Origin of the sequence: Pedobacter sp. GR22-6, assembly GCF_037402555.1 — a bacterium.
GTDB lineage: Bacteria > Bacteroidota > Bacteroidia > Sphingobacteriales > Sphingobacteriaceae > Pedobacter.
The window spans coordinates 461,775-485,873 of the sequence record NZ_JBBEUC010000004.1; the positions used below are offsets into that span (position 1 = coordinate 461,775).

Here is a 24,099-nt window from a genome sequence, read left to right on the forward strand (position 1 = left end):
ACATCCGGTCAAAAATATTACAGTCTCGCTATCTTTTATCATTTATTCCAAATTCCTTTAGCCATTCCATTGATAATTTTGTTATACTGGACTACTTCAAAGATACCACAAACTACACAAAGAATTGTCGTTGCTAATATTACTCCAGTTGAACCTAAATAGTGTCCAAAAATAAACCCGAGTGGCACATTTAAAACTCCTGCAATTAATGTAATAACAAGCTGAATTGATATTTTACCGGTGGCATTCATATAAAAAATAAAAATAGTCCTAAATGAATTAACACAGATGAAAATCGCCATCACACAACACAATGTGAATGGGATATGTACACTCTCTCCGAGCCAGATTCCAAAAATCGGTTTATTAAACAACAGCATTACTAAACATATACCCACTATCCCAATCCAAACTTTCTGCAACTTCTTTATTGTGGTTTTAATCCAATCATTTTCATTACGAACATTCGCTTCAGTAAAAGCGGGCCAAAATGGAGCCATAATGATTCCAGATATCATGGTTATGATGCTAAAATATTTAAACGCAAAGTTGTAAATAGTCACAGATTCAGGGCCTGAAATACGGGAGATAATCACATTGTCAACATTATAGAACATAATTAGACCAATTTGAACAACGAAAAATTTAACTCCCAAATGCATAATAGATTTCCCGTATTCCATTTTTACATCCTTAAGCGAAGGAGCATATGCTCGGTACTTTCCACGAAACAGGAATACAGTATAACCAAATAGGACTAGAATTGGACTAAACCCAATGGAAAAACATAAATAAATCAATGACCCTTTAGTATATTTTTTTAAAACAAAAATGACTACAAGGCTTAGTGCATTTCCCAAAAATCCGATTACCGATGCAGTTGTAACATTTTGATTAGCGGCGGTTACAGAATTAATGAGCTGCAATACAAATTGTGTACAAAATATCAACGTAATAATGAGAGCAACAGCAGAAAGTTCGCTTTTAAATATCAGAGGTGCGTTTAAAATTTCTTGCCAATTTAAAAAATTATGCAATGCATAATAAATTAATAAAATCGATAGGCTCAAAATTGTAATGAAGAAATAAGCGGTGCTGACATAACTTTTCCCTAACTTTACATCTCCCAATGCAATAGCTTCCGCCAATTTTATTTTCAATCCGTTTCCAAAACCAATATCGAAAAAAGCAACCCAACCAATAATTGAACTCAAAGCGATCCAAATACCATATTGAATTTTATCGACATAAGTCAGCGTTAGTGGAATTAAAATTAAGCCAATCGCCACACTAAGGCCTCTCATAACAAAAGAAATTATTATATGTTTTTTTACATGCAGAGTCCTGGCGTGTCCTTGTGTCAGGAATTTTTGAATATTATCTATTATTATTCTAACCATTGTCAATCGGGCTCATTATGTTTTTAAACATAAGTCGACATAAGAGGAATATTGAGCAGATGACAGATAAAATAAGAAATCCCAGTGTTGAAGCGGTGATCATCCCGACTTTCTGAGATTCCAAAGGCATCCTAGGCGCATCAATAACCTGAATAAGTGGCATCTCCTTCCTTAGGTTAATTTTGGAAATTTCCAGGTTCTTCACCAATTCCATTAGAATAGCTTTATTAGCCTCAGCATCTACCTGTCTCCTTTGAGACGGAACTCTCAAGATTTGCCTGGCAGCATTTGGATTAGGGTTCATGTCTGCAGATAAAGCAACTGATCCAATTGCATAATTTAATCTTTGTCTGATCGAATCTGTTTGATGCTGTAGGATGTTTAAATTATCTGATGATTTTTTTGTTTTAGTTTGAACATAGAATTCATTTACGTTTGCGACAATTTGATTGGTAAAATTCAATGCAAACAATTCATCCTTGGCATTAACCTCAACATTTATAATACTCAATTTCTTGTCTGGTTTTGTAACAGTCAGAATATTATTGTTAATGTCCTTAACAAAGCTATTCATTATGCTATCTTGAAGTCTATTTAGAGATTCACCTGTATTCGCCTTAAATTTCAATTTTTTTAATGACGGTTGATTCATCCATGTCTCCCTAAGATTGTTCATTGTTATGTATCTATCAATTATCAATTCATCGCTTCCTCCCACTTTAACTGTGCTTAAAAGTGTTTTTTCGATCATTGTCCTTGAACGGTAAAGTTCTAATAGATTGTCTCCTTGAAATATTCCTCCACCACTACCGTTTAGATCGATACCAACCATGGAAGCTAAACCGGAATATTGTCCCATTCCGGATCCAGAATTAGATTCCTCGACAACAAACGTGAGATTTGATTTATAGATTTTTTTTTGATAACTTGAATACAAATAACCTAATATCCCGCCCAGTAGCCCGAACCCAATTATAAACATCCAAAATGAAAGTAAATAAGCAAACCATGACCTTACAGTTAATATAATATCCCGCAATGATACCTCGCTTCTCTTCCTAGTATTCTGATCCATCATTTAGAAAAATTAGCGTAATAAACTCACTACAATCGCTGCCATTGACGCAACCGCAGTCCCTATTCCAATCCATCCTTGTGCTGTCAACCGCTCTCGCTCGGCCCGCTTAGGCACCAATATTTCAGCGCCTGGCTTCACCTTTGGAAAGTTATTAAAGAATAAAAACTTTTTAGCAGCCTCAACTGAACCGTTTGCATATTTAATATAAGCTCCATTTCTTAAAGCACTAGCCGTAAATCCACCAGCACCATTGATATACTGTTTAAAGCTTCTATTTGAAGAATAAACAATGCTATTAGGGTTCAAAACTTCGCCCGTAACTTTAACAGTTTGTAATTGCCTTGGCACTCGAATCACATCGCCATCTTCAACAATCAAATCCACCTTCGTTAAGGGCTTCTTCAAAATCCTTACCAAATCAATTCCAACTAAATCGGATTGAATTAACTTCTGCTCAACATCAGCAGAAATCGTATCCTTAACTCCTGCCTCTTGCGAACGCTTCAATCCCAAAAACTTCTTATCTTCTTCTTCTTTATTATTAATTGCATTCTTATCAGCTGGATTCACTTTCTCCGCTCCTGGTCTTTTCAATGAAGCACCTTCAGTATAAGCTCCTGGTGTCAAACCTCCTGCTCTTTTAATCAAATCAGAAATCCGCTCATTTTTATTCGTAATCGTATACAATCCGGGATATAAAACCTCTCCCTCTACTTTCACCTGCTTTTGAACCTGATAACCTTCAGAACTCCGAACTGAAATCACATCAAAAGGCTTTAGTACAAAATTCTCACCAACAATTCTCAAATTCTGATCAACGTTGACCGTAAATACATCTGCAGTACGTGCCGATACAGAAGTCGCATCACTGTTCCTGATCCTACGAGAAATTTCGATCCTATTAGGCGTTGCACCTTCTTTAAAACCTCCAGCCATTTGGATCACATCCTGTAATGAAATGCTATCTGCATAATCAAAAGTCCCCGGCGCTCTCACTTCTCCTTGAATCGTAATCTTATATTCGTCCCTCAAATCAAAAATCGAAGAAATGGTGATCTTATCTTCCCTGATCAAAGTGATATCTCCTTCGGTTCCCGCCATGATCTTTGCCACATCAAAGGAAATCAAGCTTTGCGTATTATCTGCATTCAAGCGATTGATGTAACCCCTGTTTAAAAAGGCATCTTCAGTTAATCCATCAGATTTAAGAATAAGTCCTTTCAGTGTCAGCCCTTTCTCCAGTTCATAAACACCTGGACGGAATACCGAACCCAGAATCTCTACCCTATTTTGAAAACGATCTAGGATCGCTTCAACCACATATTTATCACCATTCTTTGGTGCATAAGTTGAAAACTCCGAGGCAGCGATATCTACAATTCTACGTTCTCTATCCGTATTTTGGAAAGATTTGATTTTTGCCGTATAAGCTTCAGTGGTAAAACCACCTGCAAAACCAATTAAATCTTGCAAACTCTCACCCGAAACTACTTCGAATAAAGCAGCCGTTTTGATCTCGCCCGACATCTCCACGCGTTTATCAAATACCGGAATATTGATCACATCCTGATCTTGCAAACGAATGTTATTTTGCTGGATTCCTTTCAACAGGAAATTATATACGTCGATAGTTGCTACTACTTTATTGTTCCTGATCACCTGGATCTTCCTGAAAGATCCATTTTGTGAAGGACCACCCGCAGCATATAGTGCGTTATAAACAGTAGACAAAGATGAAAGTGTGTAAGTACCTGGTTTAAAAACCTGACCTGTCATGGTGATCTTCACACTCCTGATATTACCCAGATTAACTGAAACACTTGTTCTTCCTGAACGTAAAGATGGATACGTGGAATTCATTGCTGAACGAATCTTGGAAATCGCCTGCTCAATAGTTAAACCACCAACAGCGATCTGCCCAACATACTGTAAGTTGATCGTTCCATCAGGACTCACCTGTAGGTTATAACTTGCTTCATTGTCGCCATTTAAGTCGATCAATAACTTATCATCCGGACCAATTACATAACTTTTAGGTGTAGCAATACGAAGATTTGGTTCAAAAGTAATGTTGCCATTCCTAAACAACTCTGACCCAAACACTTTTGGTCCGATCTCATCATCTGTAGTCTTTTTCTCATTATTAACCGCGCCACCATCTGTAGTTTCACTAGACTCACGACCGGTACTAACAACCTTAGTGTCGACCTGAGTAGCAGAAGAACCTTGCTTACGCAATTTATCCACACGCAGTTTTAACTTCTGCACCTCATCCTGCTTCATACCCTGTGCGGCAGCCATTTGTTCCAGCTGCGCTTCTGTATACCCAACAGATTCCGCTCTTTTAATCATCTGCAAAATCTGTGCATCTGAAAGCTCATCCACCTTCACATTGGCGTAATTGGTCTGAGAAAAAGCGGCTTGACTGATTAGAACGGCAAGTAAGAAAACAAATGCTGTAATCGTTCTTTTAAAATTCATAATTGTTGCGAGAGGTTAGTTTAATTCGGATAGCTGATGATAATTTTTTTTTCGATCGCAAATATATATAAATATTACCTATTGCTACCTAAATGTATTTGAATACCTATCGTTACCGGGTTTAATAAAAATTCCGTTTTGTTGTATTTTTTTAAAGTCACAGTATTGGTCAAATCCCCACTTACGGTCTCCTGTCGCTCATAAGAGGCGAAATAATCCAGATTACCCTCTGCAAAAAGAGAAATCTCAGGTATCGGGTTAATTTTTATACCTATTATCGGCGACGCTACAAAACCTACCTTTGTTGCCTCCACCGAATTGGGTTCTATTGACGCATCGCTGGTACCCTTACCTGCTTGAGAAGCCAGATAAACTGGATTTGTACTCATGAGTTTGCCGTCAAACTTATTGGAACGGAAGCCAATATCTAAGCCGAAATAGGGCTGGAACCTGGAAAAATTGATATTTTTCTCGAAACCAAGCTTAAAGATATAATCCGTCATCTTTCCTTCGGCGGCTTCACAGGTCGCACAGTTATTGATCAGGCCAATGTTTTTACTCAGGTAACTTCCGCTTAGCCGATAGCTAAACTGGTTGTCGTTAAATTTAACCATACCTCCGTGAAACCAGACATTGGTAAAATCCTTCGTATTTTTTTGATTGAGCACTTTCGGCATTTGCATCATGCTGTAGCCTTTAATGGCCACGGTATAATTGAAATCACCGTTCATTTGAGAGAATGCGTAGTTGTAGAGCGTCGACATTAAGATAATAAGTAGACTTTTTTTCATGCACTCGTGGTTGTTTTGGTAATGTAAGTTAATCAAAAAATTGATTTTTGCAACTTTTCGATCAACTTACATTTATCATGCCACGAAGGTTATTTTTGTTTATTTCATTAAACTATTATTCAAAGTAGTTCAACGTTTGAAAACCACCTTGCTTGAGGTATTCATCTTTCTTCATCAAATTGAAATCGGACTGTACCATATCCTTCACTAGTGCAGCTAAATCGTATTTAGGCTCCCAACCTAATTTGGTCTTAGATTTCGTGGGGTCTCCTAATAATAGGTCAACTTCTGTAGGTCTGAAGTATTTTTCGTCCACTTGTACAACTACAGTTCCCGGTTTTAAATAGGTATCGTTCAAACCTAGTTTAGCTACTAGCTCTTGGTCCACATCGATAATTACACCCCGCTCGTTAGCATCCTTACCGCTGAACTCCACTGTGATACCCAATTCCGCAAAACTCATTCTCACAAATTCCCGAACTGTGGTAGTTACACCCGTTGCAATTACAAAATCCTCTGCTTGCTCTTGCTGCAGGATCAACCACATCGCTTCAATGTAATCTTTCGCATGTCCCCAGTCACGCTGCGCAGAGAGGTTTCCTAAGTATAAACAATTCTGCAGCCCCAACGCGATTTTTGCCGTGGCTCTAGTGATCTTGCGCGTCACAAAGGTTTCTCCTCTTAGCGGACTCTCATGATTAAACAGAATGCCATTGCAAGCATACATCTTATAGGCCTCCCTATAGTTCACAGTAATCCAATAAGCATACATCTTAGCGGCTGCATAAGGCGAGCGTGGATAAAAAGGCGTGGTTTCTGATTGTGGAACTGCCTGAACCAATCCATACAATTCAGAAGTTGAGGCCTGGTAAATCCTGGTTTTTTGTTCTAAGCCTAAAATCCTGATCGCCTCCAATAACCTCAAGGTACCGATACCATCTGCATTGGCAGTATATTCCGGCATTTCAAAACTCACATGTACATGACTCATTGCTGCCAGGTTATAGATCTCATCTGGCTGTGTTTCCTGTATGATACGGATCAGATTCGTCGAATCGGTCAGGTCTCCAAAATGAAGTTTGAAGTTGACCCCCTGTTCATGCTGGTCTTGATACAAATGGTCAATACGATCGGTATTGAACAATGAAGATCTTCTTTTCAGTCCATGTACAAAATAGCCCTTCTTCAACAGAAATTCTGCTAAATAAGCGCCGTCCTGACCTGTAACTCCTGTGATTAAGGCTACTTTCATAGATATATACTTGTTTTTTAACGCACAAACATAGGGAAATATCGCGAAATAGTCCAATTCTGAACGAATAGTAGACATAGATGCTTCATCATCACTAAGTAGACAATTGTCAAAGCGAAACAATCTATCCTTTCTCTATCCTTGATCTATCGTTTCTTTATCAGTTGATACAGGAAGGATAGAGCAAGGATACAGCAACCATAGACCAACCATACAGCAATCCTGTTTTAGGATAGATAGCATTTCGATTAACCTGCGAGAATACACAGTTGACGTCCGCTCCCTGATTTATTATCTTCGTTAAACATCAAATCACAATTAAATACATACATTAAAAATGGCAACGAGTTCAAATGGCCCACTGGGCAACCACAATGGAAAGGTTGGCAATATTGTCTACTACACCCTGAACAACAAACAGATTTCCCGCGTTATCGGCAAAAGCAAGAAACCCCGAACTGCCGGACAACTGAGGCAACAGGAAACCATGAAAATCTGCGGGGAGTTTTTTAAAACCCTTAAAGAGTTCACAAACATCGGTTTCAGCACAGAAATCATTGGCACCGACAAAAACCAGTTCAACCTGGTGATGGAAAACAACAGCAAATACATCATCGCAGGAGATTATCCGGATTTGTCCATCGCTTACGAAAAAGTTATCTTGAGCAGAGGAAAACTGAAAGCCGCGGCAAATCCTAAAGTCGACAAAGCTCCCGAAGGCCTGCGCTTCAGCTGGGACAGTGATTCGCAAATGCCCTGGCCGGAGTCTACTGACCAAACCATGATCCTGGTTTATTTTCCGGAAACTAAAGAAGTGATCTGTAAGCTGTTCGGCAACAGTAGGATTTCCGGATCGGAACTGCTGGAAATACCGGAGCCACTGCAAGCACAGCCCATGCAAACCTACCTCAGCTTTATCTCTGCAGATCGAAAAAGCGTATCAGACAGTGCCTACACAGGAAAAGTAAACCTTTAAAAAACTCAGATCATGGGAATCATACCATCGGGCATTCTTGGCCCCGTCTATAATAAAACCGGCGCAGTAGTCGGTCGCAAAAAAGGAAAGATCAATACCGTTTCGGGCTTACCCCGTAAAACGTCGAAAGTGGCAACAGCTCCTCAATCGCTTGCCAGGAATAAGCTAGGGATACTTAGCGAATTCTTCTGCAGGATCTCACCCTTGATCAATGCGGGTTTCAAAGCTTATAAAAAGAATGGCTCGGCGCGGAACGCTGCCCATTCTTATAATGCAGGTCATGCGTTCATCACGGGCGAAGATGGCGCACTGAAGCTCAACTATCCAAAACTCGTCTTGAGCAGGGGAAGTGTAGTCGCTCCTTTAGTGAGGTCTGTCAGGAAAATAAATGACCAGATCATCTTTGAATGGCTGGCACAGCCTCAATCTCAGTATTGCTTATCGGGCGATAAGGTAAGTTTTTTAATCGTTAATGAAGACCAGAATGGGGAAGTACGCTTATTTATGAACCAGGCTCACCGGGATTCCCTTAGCTTTGCGATCGATTTAGAGCTCAAGAAGGCTCATCATACTTACCATTGTTACTTCTGCTTTAGCTCGGCAGAGGGCAAAACTACTGGCAATAGCATTTACGTAGGTTGTATTGGAGAAGGAGCTTAATCCTTCTTCTTGCCACCGATCCAGACATACCTGTTGGCCGTACATTTCGGGCACCAGTATATCCTGATGGGTAAGAAACCCAAAAGGTGTTTTAGGATAAATCCGCGTGGGACCTGATAATGGAAATCCGTCCCGCATTTACGACATTTGTAGTCTTGATAGCTCATTTAATCTGTATACGATTTTTCTAACAATAGGGATTTACCCTTAAGCAAAAATCTTACCAGTAATTTTCAACGTTGGTTAGGCCGTTAAAGTCTGGCGTCTGCAAATCTACGCTCAATAAATGACTTTGTGTCAAATATGACCGCCCCGTTGTCTTTATACAGCTGATAATCAATGGATAAAAATTCGTTGTGTGCCACAGAGATGACCACAGCATCGTAATTATAATCATCCAGCTCGGCCTTCAGATCAATCTGGTATTCGGATTTAACCTCTTCCGCATCTGCCCATGGATCGTAAACATCCACATGCATCCCAAACTGTTGTAACTCCTGGTAAATATCAATAACCCTCGTATTCCTGATATCCGGACAGTTTTCTTTAAAAGCAAAGCCTAGGATGAGTGCCCGTCCACCCTTGACTACAGCACCCTTTGCGATGAGCATTTTGACGACCTTAGCAGCCACAAACACACCCATATTTTCATTGACGCGCCGCCCTGAAAGGATTACCTGTGGGTTATAGCCCAGGGCATTTGATTTGTGTACCAGGTAATAAGGGTCTACACCGATGCAGTGCCCGCCCACCAAACCTGGTTTGTATTTTAGAAAGTTCCATTTTGTACCCGCAGCAGCGATCACGTCTGAGGTATCAATATTCAGCTTATCGAAGATCAGGGCCAACTCATTCACAAATGAGATGTTGAGGTCACGCTGGGCGTTTTCTATGGCTTTGGAAGCTTCTGCGACTTTGATACTTGGTGCCTTATGGGTGCCTGCAGTGATGATGCTGCCATATAACTGATCAACCAGCTCTGCTATTTCCGGTGTGGAGCCTGAGGTGACTTTTATTATTTTGGTCAGGGTGTTGACCTTATCTCCCGGATTTATCCTTTCCGGCGAGTAGCCGCAATAAAAATCCATATTGTACTTCAATCCCGAATATTTTTCCAGGACAGGTACGCAGTCTTCCTCTGTACAGCCCGGATATACCGTAGATTCGTAAATGACGATGTTATCTTTAGAGAGGTAGGGTGCCAGCATCTTTGTGGCATGGAGCAAAGGTCTCAGGTCAGGTGCCTTAAACTCATCTACAGGTGTAGGTACTGTTACGATGTAAATGTCGACGGCTGCCAACAGGCGCTGATCGGAAGAAATTGTCAATCGGCCTTCTTCGCTTTCCAAAGCAGCCTTCAACTGCTCCAAGTCTGCCTCTTTTGTCCGGTCCTTGCCGGATAGGAGTTCTGCAACGCGTTCTTCATCAATGTCGAAGCCCAGCACATGATGGTGTTTGGAAAACTCCAGGCTGAGGGGTAGGCCTACGTATCCCAAGCCGATGACACCGATATGAAATTGCTGTGCTGACATGCCGCAAACATACGTAAAATTTAAAAGGACGGGAAGCATCCACTGTCCAGTCCTTTTACCTAAATTTTATTGATTACGTATTTTTTAGCTTGGCACCAGTAATCAGTGATGCCAATATTTTTAATGAATTTCTCTGGGATGAAGATTAGAGCCCCTAAAACAGGGATTGTTACAAAATTCTTTACTTTCTGATGAAAGCGGCAGCATTTCGGCTAAAATTTTCTACTTTTGGTTATCTAATTAATTATGCTCCAGGTTAATATTGATAAGGCCATTGCAGAAATTGCAGCGATCTCGGATCAGCTTCCGGGAGTAGTAACGATCCATGACATCAGGGACTGGTCCGTAGCATGGATGTCGGACCGCGGGCTAAAAGGATTAAACGTAAGCCCCGACGAAATCTTTGGCAAGACCGCCGATGAATATTATCCCCGTTTTTTCAATGCGGACGATGCCGAGGATTATGTGCCCAAGCTCATGAATCTCCTGCAAAGCAAGAATGACGATGAGATCCTCACCTTCTTCCAGCAGGTCAAACTGCATTCCGGCAAGGACTGGACCTGGCACATGAGCAGCGTAAAGGTATTATTGAGGGATGAGGACGGTCAACCTGTACTCGTGATTGCCATGTCCTTCCCGATTGATGCGATGCACCACATGACCAGCAAGGCGGCACGCCTGCTGGAAGAAAACAATTTCCTCCGCAAAAACTTTCATTTATTCGCGAAGCTGAGCAGCCGGGAAAAAGAGATTTTAAAGTGCATGGCCCTGGGCATGAGTTCTGCTGAAACAGCCCTTCAGCTGTTCATTTCCCAAAACACAGTAGAAACACACCGGAAAAATATCCGTCAGAAGCTGAAAACCGGCTCCTACTATGAAGTGTGTCAATACGCCAGGGCCTTTGACCTCATTTAGGAAGCCCTGTATGCTTCTTCAAGCCCCAGCTCCATTGCTCCCGGATCACAGGTTTTACGACAGCAACGGCACCCGGATTGTTCTCTATGCCGGAAAGCCATAAGCTTTCGCCCGGAACGGTTTGGATCAAGACATTCGTCTTGCCATCATGTTGCGACATGGTCAGCGCCGGGGAATCGGTTTTATCTGAACTCACACGGTTTACCTGCATATCGCTTTCTATGCGGCATGGCCCTCCCTTACTGCTGTAGACTTTGATGTAAGTCGTTTTACCCTCCGTCCGCTGTGCGGAAACCAGGAAAGCATCTGCTGTACTGAGTTTATCGAAACTCAGGTCCTGCCACTGCTCCGGGATGGCCGGAAAGATACGGATCTTGCCTCCCCAGCTCTGCAAAAGCATTTCTTGCATCGCGGAAGCGGCTGAAGCCTCCGGCTGCTGGCGCTGATCGAACAGTTCATTCAAGAGTGCATAACTCTTATTGCCCTCCCCCATTGTGGCGTATATTGCAGCAAGCACAGGATAGGCCTCGCGTTGTACTTTGCCTTTCTGCGACAACCATAGTTCGAGGGACTGGCGAATTGAATCCCTGCGTTCTTCGTCATCTGAAGTGCTCATTCCCTGCAATTCCAATTTCAAACCGGATAAATAATCCACTTCTGCCTCTGCAGGTTGTTCCTTTGAAACTGAAACAGCCAGGTCCCTGTTGAAGAGTGATTTCTCCTGATACACCTGCATCCAATAAAAACTTTCCATTCGCTGGTCAGGAAGGGAGAGGAAGCGCTGCTGAAAAAATTGATGCCAACAGTTGATGTGCGCTGTAAACTCCGCGGCCAGCTTATCGGCATTGAATCTCTTTAAAGCATTGATCCCTTGCAACAGCCCGTCTTGTCTGGCTTCCTGATCGTAGCCCAGGGAAATCAACAGGGTACTGCCCTTAGGTCCAAAGGTCGACTTCCAGACCGCGGCATAGGCTCCCTTGTTCGGCAAGGGCTGTTGAAAAATGGCATATAGACCTTGTTTTTTGCGGATCCCCGGAGTTTTGCCAGGAGCGGGAACAAATTGCCAACTGATGTTCTTCTCCTGTTGCAGCCCCGCAGCCGAGGTGTAGATCACCTGTTTTCCGGCATGCACAAAGGCACCAAAGGTAATGCTGCCTTTAGTGGTATAAATTGTACCCCGTGCCCTGGCATCGTAGATGTTCAACTGCAGCTTCACATCCTTTATTTTACCCGCTGTTTTGAGCATCATGTACCCGGCGGAGGGCTGCTGGGCATCCAGATCTGAGCGGCCGATATCGAAACGGATCGACTGCCCATCTGCCTGGTAAATATTGAGGCGCAACAAGCCGTTTCCAAGGAGCATTCCGGTGGCAGGATCGGTACTGATGGAATCCCACCTGAGGGTTTGCCGCTGCATAAAGACAGGCCAGTCGATGCCGGTTTTCTTCGGCTGGGCCTGGGCTGCTAAAACACTCAGCAACAACAAAAAAAGTGTGTAAAAATGTTTCATATGATCGAGCTCAACTAGTTAATTAAAGCTAAAATTTTTCCTTGGAATTGTCTAGTGTTTGCCAAAATCATTGTTACTTATGACGAAAAAGCTAAAGGATTACCTACTTTTGTCCGAAAAGTATATACTAACCGCAATAACATATGACTTATCCGGAAAAACTGAGCGAAATACGTAGACAAATGTCGGCCGACGGTGTATCGGCGTACATCATTCCTTCTGCAGATCCACACATCAGCGAGTATTTGCCAGATCATTATAAATGCATTCCATTTGTTTCAGGTTTTACAGGCTCCGCAGGTACATTGGTGATTACCCATGACTTCGCCGGACTCTGGTCTGATTTCCGCTATTTCGAACAGGCAACCGAGCAACTGGAAAACAGTGGCTTCGAACTGGTCAAACAAAAAATACAGCATGCACCGGAACACATCACCTGGTTGATCAGTCAGCTCAACAAAGGAGATACCGTTGCCAGTGATGAAAAATTGGTATCAGTACTGCTAGGTGACTTATTGACGCAACAGTTTTCCCTGAAAGGCATCAACCTGGTCAGTAAAGATTACCTGAGCCCGATCTGGGAAAACAGACCTGCACTGCCATCAGAGGAAGCCTATTTAATCGCTGATGAACACATCGGGGAATCGGTGAGCAGCAAACTGGCCTCAGTACGGGCCGCAATGGAAACTAAAGCTGCAGATTATCATTTGGTCTCTTCACTGGACGATATGGCCTGGTTGTTCAACATACGTGGCAAGGACGTGAGCTACAACCCTGTAGTGCTCAGCTTCGCGCTCATCAATCAGGATCATGCCAAGCTATTCATTGCCCCGGATAAACTGACAGAAGCAGATAAGGAATCCCTGCTGAAGAGCGGTGTGGAAGTCTACCCTTATGAAGAAGTTGAAAACGCACTGGCTCAAATCCCTGCTGGGAAACGCATACTCATAGACCCTAAGCGCAATTGCTTTGCTTATGCCAAATTATTGCCCGTATCGGTGATGATCATTAAAGACACGAACCCTTCGACACAATTGAAGTCCATTAAAAATAATGTGGAACTGGCCAATACCCGCACAGCGATGCGCAAGGATGGTGTAGCCATTACCAAATTTCTGAAATGGCTTGCTAATAATATCGGCAAGATCCAGATTACAGAACTCTCTGCAGCGGCTGCCTTAAGTGGCTTCCGTGCGGAACAGGAAGGTTTTGTGGGCGATAGCTTCAACACCATCAGTGCCTACCGGGCTCATGGCGCCCTGCCACATTATGGAGCTTCGGAGGAAAGCAATGCTGAAGTAAAAGCCGAAAGCCTGTTCCTGGTAGATTCAGGTGGCCAGTACCTGTATGGCACTACAGACATCACCCGTACGATCCCTATGGGCAACAATACGGAAGAGGAATGCACAGATTATACGTTGGTGCTGAAGGGAATGATCGATGGCTGCAAAGCCCGATTCCCTAAAGGTACCTGCGGCTACCAGATTGATGCCATCACCCGCAAGCCATTGTGGGACTATGCCATCAACTACGGTCATGGTACCGGCCATGGGGTGGGTTATTTTCTAAATGTACATGAAGGGCCTCAGACTTTCAATCCGACCGCAACTCCTGTGGCGATTGAACTGGGCATGATCACTTCTGTGGAACCAGGCGTATACCGTCCGGGCAAACATGGCATCAGGATCGAGAATCTTGTAAACACAATCACGGATGTGAGCAATGAGTTCAACGAATTCTATGCTTTTGAAGCGCTCACAATCGCGCCAATTAGCACCAAAATTGTAAAGAAAGAGCTATTGGAAGCCGCTCAGCTCAAATGGCTGAATGATTACAATGCTTCGGTTTACGAGCAATTGAGTCCTTTCCTTAATGAAGATGAAGCGGCATTTTTGAAAGAAGAAACAAAAGCGATATAAATCTATTGCCATGACGGCCCATAGCAGACCGTCATGGCATTTTTCCGTCAATGAGGAATCTAAGCGCCTTGAGGCGCTATAGACCTGTCCAAATGGGTATATCCCCCATCTACATAAAGCAATTGCCCCGTCGTATGACTGGACCTTTCAGAAAGCAGGAACAATACGGCATTGCCTATTTCTTCTGCGGTGGTCATGCGGTTTCCCAAAGGAATTTTTTCCGTGATCGAAGCCAGTTTCTCTTCAGGATTAGGTAGGGTCTTGATCCAGGTCTCATAAAGCGGAGTATAACATTCGGCCACGATCACCGAGTTGACCCTGATGCCATAAGGCAATAGCTCCACTGCCCATTCCCTGGTCAGGGCATTCCTTGCACCATTGGATGCGGCATAGGCAGATGTGCCCCCCTGTCCCGTATCTGCCACTTTCGACCCGATATTCACAATGGTTCCCTTTGAGGCAATTAATGCCGGCAGGGCATAATGGGCCATCAGGTAATAATGCACGAGGTTCTTGTGCAGACTGGCTATAAATTTCTGATAGTCGCCGCATGCCAGTCCAACACCATCATTTACCCCCGCATTGTTGACCAGACCATCTATTCGCCCGAATTTCTCCAGCACAGTTTTAATGGCCTGTTCGTTTTCTTGAGGAATGCTGAGCTCTGCTTTCAGGTGATGCACCTGAGCACCATCTGCGCTGATTTCATCGGACAATTTCGCATTGTCCGCTTCATTTCTGCCCACAATCACCGGGATCGCCCCTTCCTTCGCTAACAAGCGCACAATACCTTCTCCGATGCCTTTGGCACCTCCTGTCACAATGATGACCTTATCTTTTAATTGCAGATCCATAGATTGCTTTATTTTAAATCGTAAAATTTACTGGCATTGCCTCCCCAGAAGAGTTCCTGCTCATGCGTATTCAACCTCGGCCCAACATAGTCTTGCAGCAAAGCCAGCCATTGCCCGTAACTTGCTGCCAGGAGACTGACCGGCCAGTCGGAACCATACATCAGTCGCTCCGCCCCAAAGGCACCGAAGACCACATCCAGGTAGGGTGTAAGATCAGCGGGCTTCCAGTTTTTCCAATCGGCCTCCGTGACCATGCCCGACACTTTGCAGTACACATTTTTTAATGTGGAGAGGGCTTCCATATCTTCCTGCCAGGTCTGAATTTTCTGCAGCTTGATCTCTGGTTTTGCCATATGGTCCAGTACAAAGGCCTGCTCCGGAAATTCGGCAGCGAGTTCAGCTGCATACTTCAATTGATCAGGCAAGACCAGAAGGTCATAAGTAAAACCAAAATCATTTAACAAGCTTATCCCGTTCCGGAATGCCGGTCTGAGCATCAAGGCCCGGTCTGTTTCCCCCTGCAGAATGTGCCTGAACCCCTTGAGGATCTGGTTTTCCTTCAGTTTGGCCAACTGAGCCTCAAGGTCATCGGCCTGGAGGTCTACCCAACCGACTATGCCCCTGATAAAAGGGTTTGCTTCCGCATTGCGCAACTGGAAGTCGTTTTCCAGGGCAGATTGATCGGACTGTACCACCACACAACCCTCAAAATTGAATTGCTGCAGGATGGGCTCCAGGTCTGCGGGACGAAAATCGTTCCGCAGCAACTGCATCTCTTCAGTGATCCAGCTGTCCCTTAGCGGATCATAGTTCCAGAAATGCTGGTGTGCATCAATTCTTAACATAGTTCTTCACCAACTGCTTTTGCGTGCCCAGCCCATCGATGCCCAGTTCAATCACATCTCCTTCTTTCAGGTAGATCGGCGGCTTAAAGCCCAGGCCTACTCCTGCCGGGGTTCCTGTGGAAATCACATCGCCGGGAAGCAGGGTCATGAACTGACTCACATAAGCGATCACAAATGGCACATTGAAGATGAAATTCGATGTATTGCCATCCTGCATCTTCTGCCCGTTGACCGTCAGCCATAAACGCAGGTTGTCTACATCTGCAATCTCTTCCTGAGTAGCAAGGAATGGTCCAAGCGGGGCGAAAGTATCGCAGCCTTTACCCTTATCCCAGGTGCCATTACGCTCCAACTGAAATTCACGTTCAGAAACATCATTGTGCAGCAAATAACCCGCAACATAGTCGAGCGCTTCAGCTTCTTCCACATAGCTGGCTTTCTTACCGATCACCACGGCCAGTTCCACTTCCCAATCCGTCTTCACCGAATTTCGTGGGATGACCACATCATCGAAAGGGCCTACCATTGCTGTGCTCGATTTCATAAACACAACCGGCTCCGGCGGCAGCGGCGCATTGGTTTCTTTGGCATGATCGGCATAGTTCAAGCCGATGCAGACGATCTTCGAGGGACGTACAATAGGTGAGCCCAAACGGCTGTCCTGTGGCACTTCAATTAAGGTATTTCTATTGGCTTTTACAAATTCTTCCAGCCTGGCCAATCCGTTGTCGGCAAAGAATTGCTCATTGTAATCTCCGCCAAAAGCAGAGGTATCGTACCAAATATCATCTATAATGACACCGATCTTTTCCTGACCGGCTACTCCCCATCTGATTAATTTCATGATGTTTTCCTGTTATGGTTAATTGTTCAATTTTATAAATCCTCCGTCCAGCGGGTAATCGTTGCCCGTTACAAAGCCGGCCTCATCAGAGCAGAGGTAAAGCGCCAGTGAGGCCACTTCTTCCGGTTTGCCCATCCTTCCGATCGGTTGGCTTTTAGAAAGTTTCTCAAAAATTTCGGCTTCCTGTCCGGCATAGTTTTTCTGGATAAAACCATCAACAAAGGGGGTATGTACCCTTGCCGGGGAGATGCTGTTGCAGCGAATGCCGTCTGCCAGGTAATCCCGGGCCACAGATAAGGTCATCGCATAAATGGCCCCTTTGCTCATGGAATAGGCGAAGCGGTCTGTGATGCCTACTATTGCTGCTATAGATGCCATATTCAGGATCACTCCTTTGTTCTTTTTCTTCATCAGGGGCAGGGCCGCATACATACAGTTGTAAGCACCCTTCACATTGACTTCAAAAACCCGTGTAAAGTCTTCTTCCGAAGTGGTATCGGCCTTGCCGACATGTGCGATACCTGCATTGTTGACCAAAATATCTACTTCGCCGATTTTATTGAAAATATCTACGACCTGGACCTGATTGGTCACATCGCATGGATATCCTACTGCAAGGCCATTAAATTTATTGACTTCATTAATGGTTCCTGAACAAGCGTCCATATTGAGGTCCAGAATATTGACTTCCGCGCCCTGCTGCGCAAACAACACTGCAATGGCACGACCAATGCCGCTGCCAGCTCCTGTGATAATGGCTTTTTTTCCTTTTAAACTAAACATCATATCTTATAATGAGACTCCTCTTTTCCAAGGTATAAAATCGTCCTGATTTAACAAAACTGCTTTGGGGATGACTTCGCCACTGGCTGCCTTGATGCAGTACTCCAGGATCTCGATCCCCATTTCTTCAATGCTTTTTTCTCCCCTGATCACGGCTCCGGTATCGATATCGATGATATCTGCCATGCGCTTCGCCAGTTGGGAATTGGTAGAGATTTTAATGACGGGACAGACCGGATTTCCAGTTGGTGTGCCCAAACCGGTAGTAAACAGGATCAGGGTGGCTCCGCTCGCGGCTTTGCCAGTGGTTGCCTCTACGTCATTTCCCGGTGTACAAACCAGGCTGAGCCCGGCTTTGGTGGCGGGTTCTGTATAATCCAGTACATCTACTACCGGAGAAGTGCCTGCCTTCTTAGCGGCTCCGGTGCTCTTGATGGCATCGGTAATCAGGCCATCCTTGATGTTACCCGGTGATGGGTTCATGTGGAAACCTGAACCTACAGCATGTGCCTGTGCATCATAATCCCGCATCAGGCGGATAAACTTCTCGGCGATCGGCTGATCTATACAGCGGTCGACGATATTTTGTTCTGCACCACAAAGTTCCGGGAATTCGGCAAGCAATACCTTGGCACCCAGGGCAACCAGCAGGTCTGAGGTATAGCCCACGGCTGGGTTGGCAGAAATTCCGCTGAACCCATCGCTGCCACCGCATTTCACACCAACACACAGTGCACTGAGGGGCGCCGGCTTTCTTTCTATTTGATTGATCTCCGTCAGTCCAATAAAGGTCTGCCGTATCGCATCTTCGATCAGATGCTCTTCGCTCTGGCTCAGTTGCTGCTCAAACACCAATACTTTCTTATTGAAACCAGGATTTCTTTCTTGCAGGTCCTTTAGAAAATCGGCAGTCTGCAAATGCTGACAGCCCAGGCTCAAAAGGGTGATCCCGGCTACGTTTGGGTGATCTGCATAGGACACCAGCAGATTACTCAAAACCTGGGAATCCTGCCTGGTTCCCCCGCATCCGCCCTGATGGTTCAGGAATTTGATGCCGTCTACATTTTTGAAAACGCGGTTGGCTGCCGGATTGGCGGTATTTAAATGATTGGGATGGAAAGTCTCTATGGACGTCCCATTTTGATAGGCTTCTAGCAATTGCTTCGTGAAGTCTTTGTATTTATCCGTGACCGTATAACCCAGATTGTTGTGCAGGGCTTCTTTGATCACGTCGAGGTTGCGATTTTCACAAAATACGGTCGGAATAAAAAGCCAGTAATTGGCTGTCCCAACCTTGCCTCCTTCCCGGTGGTATCCATTGAAAGTCCTGTTTTGAAAGGCAGAGACATCCGGTGCGGTCCATTGATAATCAACGGCCCTGTATGCATATTCTTCAGCCGCATGGCTGACATTCCCGGTGGTCATGAGTCCGCCCTTAGGTATATATGCGGTTGCCTTACCTACCAGTACCCCATACATGAGCACTTCATCTCCGATCTGCATTTCCTGAAGAAAGAATTTATGCTTGGCATAGATGTCGTCCTGCAGGACAATGGTATCTTGCGCCCAGGAAACGACTTCCCCTTTTGGCAAGTCCTGTAAAGCGACCAGCACATTGTCATCCGGATGGATCTTTAACACTTTCTTATTCGTAATCTGTGACATTAGCTGTTCAATTCAAATATTTTATTCATCATTACCCATTTCTCCCCGGGCCTTGCACCAGGCACAGCCTGCTGGTATTTCCACATCAGCTTTTCCCATTCCTGCACTTTTTCGTTTTCGGCATCCATGGTGTTTTTGCGATCAAAACTAAAATCGTCGCCAACCTCCATGACCATGAAAAGCCGGTTGCCAAACCTGTAAATTTCCATGGCCAGTATCCCTGCACCGGTAATGCTGGCCTGTATTTCCGGCCAGACATCCTGGTGCATGGTTTCGTATTCTTCAATTAACACCGGATCATCTACCAGATCCAGGGCCAGGGCATATCTAATCATAACGCTATATTTTATGACGCGGTACTACTTTATGTCCGGTAAAACCAAACAAAAACACTACCGCAAAGCAAATCAAAGGTACAATGTATCCGATCTGAATGTCATGGGTAACATCACTGATATAGCCCATTACCGGGGGCAAAATAGCGCCGCCTACGATAGACATGATGATCAGGCTGCTGCCCAGTTTGGTATCTGCCCCGAGGTCTTTGATCCCAAGGGAAAAGATGGTCGGAAACATAATGGACATGAAAAAGGCGATACCGATTACGGAAAAAAGTGCGACATAGCCGGACGTAAACATTGCCGAGGCACTTAACAGGACACAAATCACTGCATAGATCACCAGGAGCAATTCAGCGCGGATAAATTTCATTAAAAACGTACCAATGACACGGCCGATCAAAAAGGCCAGCCCCATGCCATAACCGGCATACTTCCCTGCCGTTTGCTGATCAATCCCGGCAGCTTTGGTCGCATATAAAATGAAAAAACTGAATACGCAGACCTGTGCACCCACATAGAAGAACTGAGCAGTCACTGCCCAACTCAGGTGTTTATGCCTCAAAGCATGCCATACCCCTTTCTTTTCCCCAATTTCCTTTTCTTCTTCTTTGATCTCAGGCAGTTTCAGAAACATGAAAATGACAGCGATCACCAAAATAATGCAGCCCAGCACCAGGTAAGGACCTTTTACAGAAGAAGCTTCTGAAGCAAGGGCCACCGCTCTCGCAGGCGCAGTCATCGTACTCAGTTCCCCATCAGAAAGGCCCTGGATCAAAATCACTTTTACCCCGATCACAGGAGCTAGTGTAGCAGCAAGGCCATTAAAGGTTTGAGCGAAGTTCAATCGAAAAGTAGCTGTTTCTGCCGGACCAAGCAGAGATGCGTAGGGATTGGCGGCAGTTTCCAATATGGTCAGTCCACAGGCAATAATGAACAGCGCGGCCAGAAAAAAGGAATACAATTGTGTATCTGCAGCCGGAATAAATAAAAATGAACCCAGCGCAAAGAAGGCCAGTCCGATGATGATGCCTGTCTTGTACCCGAACTTCTTTAACAGAAAACCTGCCGGCAATGCCATCACAAAATAGGCGATGAATACCGCGGAATCAACCAGGGAGGCCTGCAAAGTGCTTAAACTGAATGAACGCTTTAAATGCGGAATCAAAACAGGATCAAGGTTATGAACAAATCCCCACATGAAAAACAGCGAGGTGATCATCATGAAGGGAAACAGGTATTTGTTTTGTGTCATCAGTTTTATAATTTGGTTATCCAAATAACGCGGATTCCTGCATCATTTGGATAACCTATATTATCCATTCATTAAGCTATTTTGGCATGTCCGGAAACTATTTTACCTGCAGTTCCAGCCTCACATTGGGTAGTCCCAATGTGGTATGCGGGGAGTAAGGGTTATGCAGTTTCCAGCTGATGGGATAATATTTATCTTTCTCTACCTGCAGCGGCTTCAGATCCTTACGGTAAATCACCTGCTTCACATCGGTTGCAATGCCTACCGTACTGCTCTTTTGGAAGCCATTGTAGAATTTTACGATCAGCTGGTTCTTTCCTTTTTTTAAGGGCAGCAGGATTACATCCTTCATGCTGCGTACTTTAAGGGGATTGTTGTGTTCATCCAGAATCTCACCGTTTAGGGAAACTGTAACTGCATCTCCGCTGGTGATCCCTACGGCGTAAGTCTGGTCTTCATCGGCTTCTATTTCCTGGAGCAGGTAGGTCGCAGTCGCTTTATCGGCTTCCACTTCATACACCTCATTGTTTTTCCAGTCACTTTTCAATTGCCATACCGGGCTTTTGCCATTAGGCCAGGGCTGATCTATAGCTACATTTTTGAGGTTGCCATGTACACCGCCAGGACCAGAGTAGTAACTGCCCGACTGGTACAACTTACCCCACTTCAAGCCCTTTCCGTTATTTAACGCTTCTTCTTTACCGCCGCTCAGGGAAACATTACTGCTTTTGCCGCCAATTTCCAGTTCGATCTCTTTGCCTTTCTCATTTTCACTGTAATACAGTACCGGCTGAATGATTCTGCTTGCGGAAGGCTTCAAGGTCCAGGATTCCTTTACAGTGCTCTGGTAACGATTGCTGTAGTCTACACCGGAACTGCTGTAATGCTTAAAGGCATTGTGGCCGTTCAGGACCAGAGGGTAATTGTCTTTAAGAATATTTGCGGGAGGTACTTTGAATCCATTGACAAACTCAATAACAACCACCTTGAATTCTTTATCTATACCCAATGAGGCAGGCACATAGAGCTGAACTCCCGTTGCGTTTTGTGTATACTTTATTTTGGTACGATCTGCTAAAACGCTTACACTTTTGATCTTTCCGCTAAGTCCGGGTAAGCTGATCTGTCCTTTTTCCGGGGCAGAAAGCAAATGCAGATAGAGCTTATTGGTTCTGCTGGTCAGGCTTCCCCATTTAAAGGAAATATGGAAAGGATCTGCATCCGTGCCATAAATTGCTTCTCCATTCTTGTTCAGCCACTGACCGATTTTGAGGAGCACGTCTTTTTCGAATCCCACCACAGATCCATCCCCCATTGGTCCGATGTTGAGCAGAAAATTCCCGCCGCGACTGGTCACCCGGATCAGGCTGGTCAACTTTTCGCGGATTTTATCTTCTTCTTTACCACGCTTCTGAAAGGATCGGTAACCCCAGGTTTCGTCGAAGAAAGAAGCCGGCGACTGCCATGGTACGCCAATGGCATAATCCGGTTCCTGGTTATCGCCCATGACGTTAAAATCTCCCATGTCGTTGCCCACGCGACTCCCGATCATACAGTCGGGCTGAAGTTTGTGGACCAGTTCGCTCAACTCTTTACTTTCTTTTGGGCTTTGTGAGCCCATATCAAACCACAATTCGGATACTTTTCCATAGTTGGTCAACAATTCGGTGATCTGCTTTTTATTCAGTTCCACATGTTCAGGAGTGATGTAATCGGAGTTACTGCCTGAAATGGGCGAAGCTTGTGGAAAATGCCAGTCGATCAATGAGAAATACAAGCCAAAACGCAGGCCTCCTCTTTTACAGGCCTCCGATAGTTCCTTGAGCACATCCCGCTTATAGGGCGTAGCATCTACGATATTGAAATCCGTCGTATTGGTTTTAAACATACAAAAGCCATCGTGGTGCTTGGAAGTGATCACAATAGAGCGCATACCGGCTTTTTTGGCTAAGGATACGATGGAATCAGGATTCCAGTTTGTCGGGTTGAACCTTTTGGCAACACGCTCGTAGTCGTCACTGTAAATCCCTGCATGGGCCTGGATCTGTTCACTTACGTTTCTATAAGAGGGTTTGCCATCCCAAACCCCGCCAAGTACAGAATAAACGCCAAAATGGACAAACATGGAGTATTTCTGAGCTTGCCAATCCTTTAAGGCTTTGGGATCATGCTGTGCAAAAACGTTTGTTTTTGCCAATAGCAATAGAATAATGAATGAAGTTAGTTTTTGTTTCATGGTGTGTGGACCAAAAATTATGAATGGTTGAAGTTCAAATAACGTGATTTCATTCCAGTAAAAATTTCCCCAATTGCCAAAATAGTATGTGATTTTGGCAGCCATACCCCCGCTAATTTATTTTTTGAGGTATAAAAAAGCCCGAAATAATTCGGGCAAAGTCTTTTGATCATGAAGCAAGCGATTGGCTAACTCCTGTTTTGAAGTTCTGCAGCGCCTTCTTCAAGTTCCTGGAACCACTCCGCTCCGTATTTCCTCAATAAGGGCCCTTTTAGAAACTGGTATACCGGCACCTTCAGCTCACGACCAAATGAACAGGCGTCGTGACAGATGTGCCAGCGGTCGTAGTTGAGCACTTCGAATTCAGGATATTGGGTAACACGGATAGGATATAAATGACAGGAGATCGGCTTCTGCCATTCTATAAGCCCCTGTTCGTAACCCTTCTCGATTCCACACTTGGTGATGCCATTTTCGAAAGTCACATAGGCACATTCCTTATTTCCATCAACGCACGGCGTGGTCAGATCACCATCAGCATCTACTACAGAAGTTCCATATTCTTCTATTGCAGCCAAACCCTTTGGCTCCAGCAAATGTTGGATTTTAGGAAAAATATCCGTCAATATAGCCGTTTCCGCCACATCTAAAGGTGCACCTGCATCTCCCTCTACACAACAAATTCCCTTACACTTATTCAGGTTACAGACGAAGTTCTCTTTGATCAGGTCTTCGTGCACCAGTGTATTCTGTACTTCTATCATC

General features: G+C 44.4%; 20 protein-coding genes. 4 read left to right on the plus strand and 16 right to left on the minus strand.

The annotated features are described in order from the left end of the window. Window positions 1-38: 38 nt before the first annotated feature. From WAE59_RS20050 to gmd, 5 genes are all read right to left on the minus strand, one after another. Window positions 39-1,400: a lipopolysaccharide biosynthesis protein gene (locus WAE59_RS20050; RefSeq protein WP_337857769.1), complete on the minus strand. Its 1,362-nt coding sequence runs from the start codon at window positions 1,398-1,400 to the stop codon at window positions 39-41. Next, complete coding sequence (locus WAE59_RS20055; protein ID WP_337857770.1) at window positions 1,393-2,478, minus strand: lipopolysaccharide biosynthesis protein; 1,086 nt, start codon at window positions 2,476-2,478, stop codon at window positions 1,393-1,395. Before WAE59_RS20055 ends, WAE59_RS20050 begins: the two co-directional genes overlap by 8 nt. Window positions 2,479-2,487: 9 nt before the next feature. Further along, window positions 2,488-4,959 carry an SLBB domain-containing protein gene (locus tag WAE59_RS20060; RefSeq protein WP_337857771.1) on the minus strand — a complete coding sequence of 824 codons (2,472 nt, stop codon included), beginning with the start codon at window positions 4,957-4,959 and terminating at the stop codon, window positions 2,488-2,490. 74 nt (window positions 4,960-5,033) lie between these two features. Then, entirely contained in the window at window positions 5,034-5,750 is a 717-nt protein-coding gene (locus WAE59_RS20065; protein ID WP_337857772.1) for a hypothetical protein, read from the minus strand. Window positions 5,751-5,865: 115 nt separating this feature from the next. After that, entirely contained in the window at window positions 5,866-7,002 is a 1,137-nt protein-coding gene (gene gmd, locus WAE59_RS20070; protein WP_337857773.1) for a GDP-mannose 4,6-dehydratase, read from the minus strand. Window positions 7,003-7,339: 337 nt separating this feature from the next. On the opposite strand from gmd, the gene WAE59_RS20075 reads away from it, so the two are divergent. Further along, window positions 7,340-7,978 carry a DUF6266 family protein gene (locus tag WAE59_RS20075; RefSeq protein WP_337857774.1) on the plus strand — a complete coding sequence of 213 codons (639 nt, stop codon included), beginning with the start codon at window positions 7,340-7,342 and terminating at the stop codon, window positions 7,976-7,978. A 12-nt stretch (window positions 7,979-7,990) separates the two neighbouring features. Continuing rightward, window positions 7,991-8,638 (plus strand): DUF6266 family protein, encoded by a 648-nt coding sequence (locus WAE59_RS20080; RefSeq protein WP_337857775.1) that lies wholly within the window; start codon window positions 7,991-7,993, stop codon window positions 8,636-8,638. 251 nt (window positions 8,639-8,889) lie between these two features. Here WAE59_RS20080 and WAE59_RS20085 read toward each other — a convergent pair whose 3' ends face one another. After that, window positions 8,890-10,170 (minus strand): nucleotide sugar dehydrogenase, encoded by a 1,281-nt coding sequence (locus tag WAE59_RS20085; protein ID WP_337857776.1) that lies wholly within the window; start codon window positions 10,168-10,170, stop codon window positions 8,890-8,892. Between the two features lie 246 nt (window positions 10,171-10,416). On the opposite strand from WAE59_RS20085, the gene WAE59_RS20090 reads away from it, so the two are divergent. Next, window positions 10,417-11,085, plus strand: coding sequence for a LuxR C-terminal-related transcriptional regulator (locus WAE59_RS20090; protein ID WP_337857777.1), 669 nt, complete (start codon window positions 10,417-10,419; stop codon window positions 11,083-11,085). Here the strand turns inward: WAE59_RS20090 and WAE59_RS20095 are convergent. Then, on the minus strand, window positions 11,078-12,595 hold the full coding sequence (locus tag WAE59_RS20095; protein WP_337857778.1) for a glycoside hydrolase family 95-like protein: 1,518 nt from the start codon (window positions 12,593-12,595) through the stop codon (window positions 11,078-11,080). The genes WAE59_RS20090 and WAE59_RS20095 overlap by 8 nt on opposite strands. A gap of 143 nt (window positions 12,596-12,738) precedes the next feature. Between WAE59_RS20095 and WAE59_RS20100 the strand changes: the two genes are divergently transcribed. Continuing rightward, window positions 12,739-14,514: an aminopeptidase P family protein gene (locus WAE59_RS20100; RefSeq protein ID WP_337857779.1), complete on the plus strand. Its 1,776-nt coding sequence runs from the start codon at window positions 12,739-12,741 to the stop codon at window positions 14,512-14,514. Window positions 14,515-14,573: 59 nt separating this feature from the next. On the opposite strand, the gene WAE59_RS20105 is transcribed toward WAE59_RS20100, so the two are convergent. The 9 genes from WAE59_RS20105 to WAE59_RS20145 form a co-directional block, all read right to left on the minus strand. Beyond that, window positions 14,574-15,368 carry an SDR family oxidoreductase gene (locus WAE59_RS20105; protein ID WP_337857780.1) on the minus strand — a complete coding sequence of 265 codons (795 nt, stop codon included), beginning with the start codon at window positions 15,366-15,368 and terminating at the stop codon, window positions 14,574-14,576. 8 nt (window positions 15,369-15,376) lie between these two features. After that, on the minus strand, window positions 15,377-16,213 hold the full coding sequence (locus tag WAE59_RS20110) for an amidohydrolase family protein (protein WP_337857781.1): 837 nt from the start codon (window positions 16,211-16,213) through the stop codon (window positions 15,377-15,379). Beyond that, window positions 16,200-17,057: a fumarylacetoacetate hydrolase family protein gene (locus WAE59_RS20115; RefSeq protein ID WP_337857782.1), complete on the minus strand. Its 858-nt coding sequence runs from the start codon at window positions 17,055-17,057 to the stop codon at window positions 16,200-16,202. The genes WAE59_RS20110 and WAE59_RS20115 overlap by 14 nt, the downstream gene beginning before the upstream one ends. A gap of 18 nt (window positions 17,058-17,075) precedes the next feature. Then, on the minus strand, window positions 17,076-17,840 hold the full coding sequence (locus WAE59_RS20120) for an SDR family NAD(P)-dependent oxidoreductase (protein WP_337857882.1): 765 nt from the start codon (window positions 17,838-17,840) through the stop codon (window positions 17,076-17,078). A gap of 6 nt (window positions 17,841-17,846) precedes the next feature. Then, window positions 17,847-19,505 (minus strand): UxaA family hydrolase, encoded by a 1,659-nt coding sequence (locus WAE59_RS20125; RefSeq protein WP_337857783.1) that lies wholly within the window; start codon window positions 19,503-19,505, stop codon window positions 17,847-17,849. Next, window positions 19,505-19,840, minus strand: a complete 336-nt coding sequence (locus WAE59_RS20130; protein WP_337857784.1) for an L-rhamnose mutarotase — start codon at window positions 19,838-19,840, stop codon at window positions 19,505-19,507. The genes WAE59_RS20125 and WAE59_RS20130 overlap by 1 nt, the downstream gene beginning before the upstream one ends. Before the next feature lie 4 nt (window positions 19,841-19,844). Continuing rightward, on the minus strand, window positions 19,845-21,098 hold the full coding sequence (fucP, locus tag WAE59_RS20135) for an L-fucose:H+ symporter permease (RefSeq protein WP_337857785.1): 1,254 nt from the start codon (window positions 21,096-21,098) through the stop codon (window positions 19,845-19,847). Between the two features lie 97 nt (window positions 21,099-21,195). Continuing rightward, entirely contained in the window at window positions 21,196-23,334 is a 2,139-nt protein-coding gene (locus WAE59_RS20140; RefSeq protein WP_337857786.1) for an alpha-L-fucosidase, read from the minus strand. A 188-nt stretch (window positions 23,335-23,522) separates the two neighbouring features. Then, a complete protein-coding gene (locus WAE59_RS20145) occupies window positions 23,523-24,098 on the minus strand; it encodes a DUF3109 family protein (protein ID WP_337857883.1) in 576 nt (191 codons plus the stop codon). Window position 24,099 lies beyond the last annotated feature (1 nt).

Excerpts from the sequence above, each read along its gene's own strand:
- WAE59_RS20095 (WP_337857778.1), bottom strand. The coding sequence starts at position 12,595 with ATGAAACATTTTTACACACTTTTTTTGTTGTTGCTGAGTGTTTTAGCA.
- WAE59_RS20065 (WP_337857772.1), bottom strand. The coding sequence starts at position 5,750 with ATGAAAAAAAGTCTACTTATTATCTTAATGTCGACGCTCTACAACTAC.
- WAE59_RS20125 (WP_337857783.1), bottom strand. The coding sequence starts at position 19,505 with ATGTCACAGATTACGAATAAGAAAGTGTTAAAGATCCATCCGGATGAC.
- WAE59_RS20075 (WP_337857774.1), top strand. The coding sequence starts at position 7,340 with ATGGCAACGAGTTCAAATGGCCCACTGGGCAACCACAATGGAAAGGTT.
- WAE59_RS20145 (WP_337857883.1), bottom strand. The coding sequence starts at position 24,098 with ATGATAGAAGTACAGAATACACTGGTGCACGAAGACCTGATCAAAGAG.
- WAE59_RS20130 (WP_337857784.1), bottom strand. The coding sequence starts at position 19,840 with ATGATTAGATATGCCCTGGCCCTGGATCTGGTAGATGATCCGGTGTTA.
- WAE59_RS20085 (WP_337857776.1), bottom strand. The coding sequence starts at position 10,170 with ATGTCAGCACAGCAATTTCATATCGGTGTCATCGGCTTGGGATACGTA.
- WAE59_RS20100 (WP_337857779.1), top strand. The coding sequence starts at position 12,739 with ATGACTTATCCGGAAAAACTGAGCGAAATACGTAGACAAATGTCGGCC.
- WAE59_RS20080 (WP_337857775.1), top strand. The coding sequence starts at position 7,991 with ATGGGAATCATACCATCGGGCATTCTTGGCCCCGTCTATAATAAAACC.
- fucP (WP_337857785.1), bottom strand. The coding sequence starts at position 21,098 with ATGACACAAAACAAATACCTGTTTCCCTTCATGATGATCACCTCGCTG.
- WAE59_RS20055 (WP_337857770.1), bottom strand. The coding sequence starts at position 2,478 with ATGATGGATCAGAATACTAGGAAGAGAAGCGAGGTATCATTGCGGGAT.
- WAE59_RS20060 (WP_337857771.1), bottom strand. The coding sequence starts at position 4,959 with ATGAATTTTAAAAGAACGATTACAGCATTTGTTTTCTTACTTGCCGTT.
- WAE59_RS20140 (WP_337857786.1), bottom strand. The coding sequence starts at position 23,334 with ATGAAACAAAAACTAACTTCATTCATTATTCTATTGCTATTGGCAAAA.
- WAE59_RS20110 (WP_337857781.1), bottom strand. The coding sequence starts at position 16,213 with ATGTTAAGAATTGATGCACACCAGCATTTCTGGAACTATGATCCGCTA.
- WAE59_RS20050 (WP_337857769.1), bottom strand. The coding sequence starts at position 1,400 with ATGGTTAGAATAATAATAGATAATATTCAAAAATTCCTGACACAAGGA.
- WAE59_RS20105 (WP_337857780.1), bottom strand. The coding sequence starts at position 15,368 with ATGGATCTGCAATTAAAAGATAAGGTCATCATTGTGACAGGAGGTGCC.
- gmd (WP_337857773.1), bottom strand. The coding sequence starts at position 7,002 with ATGAAAGTAGCCTTAATCACAGGAGTTACAGGTCAGGACGGCGCTTAT.
- WAE59_RS20115 (WP_337857782.1), bottom strand. The coding sequence starts at position 17,057 with ATGAAATTAATCAGATGGGGAGTAGCCGGTCAGGAAAAGATCGGTGTC.
- WAE59_RS20090 (WP_337857777.1), top strand. The coding sequence starts at position 10,417 with ATGCTCCAGGTTAATATTGATAAGGCCATTGCAGAAATTGCAGCGATC.
- WAE59_RS20120 (WP_337857882.1), bottom strand. The coding sequence starts at position 17,840 with ATGTTTAGTTTAAAAGGAAAAAAAGCCATTATCACAGGAGCTGGCAGC.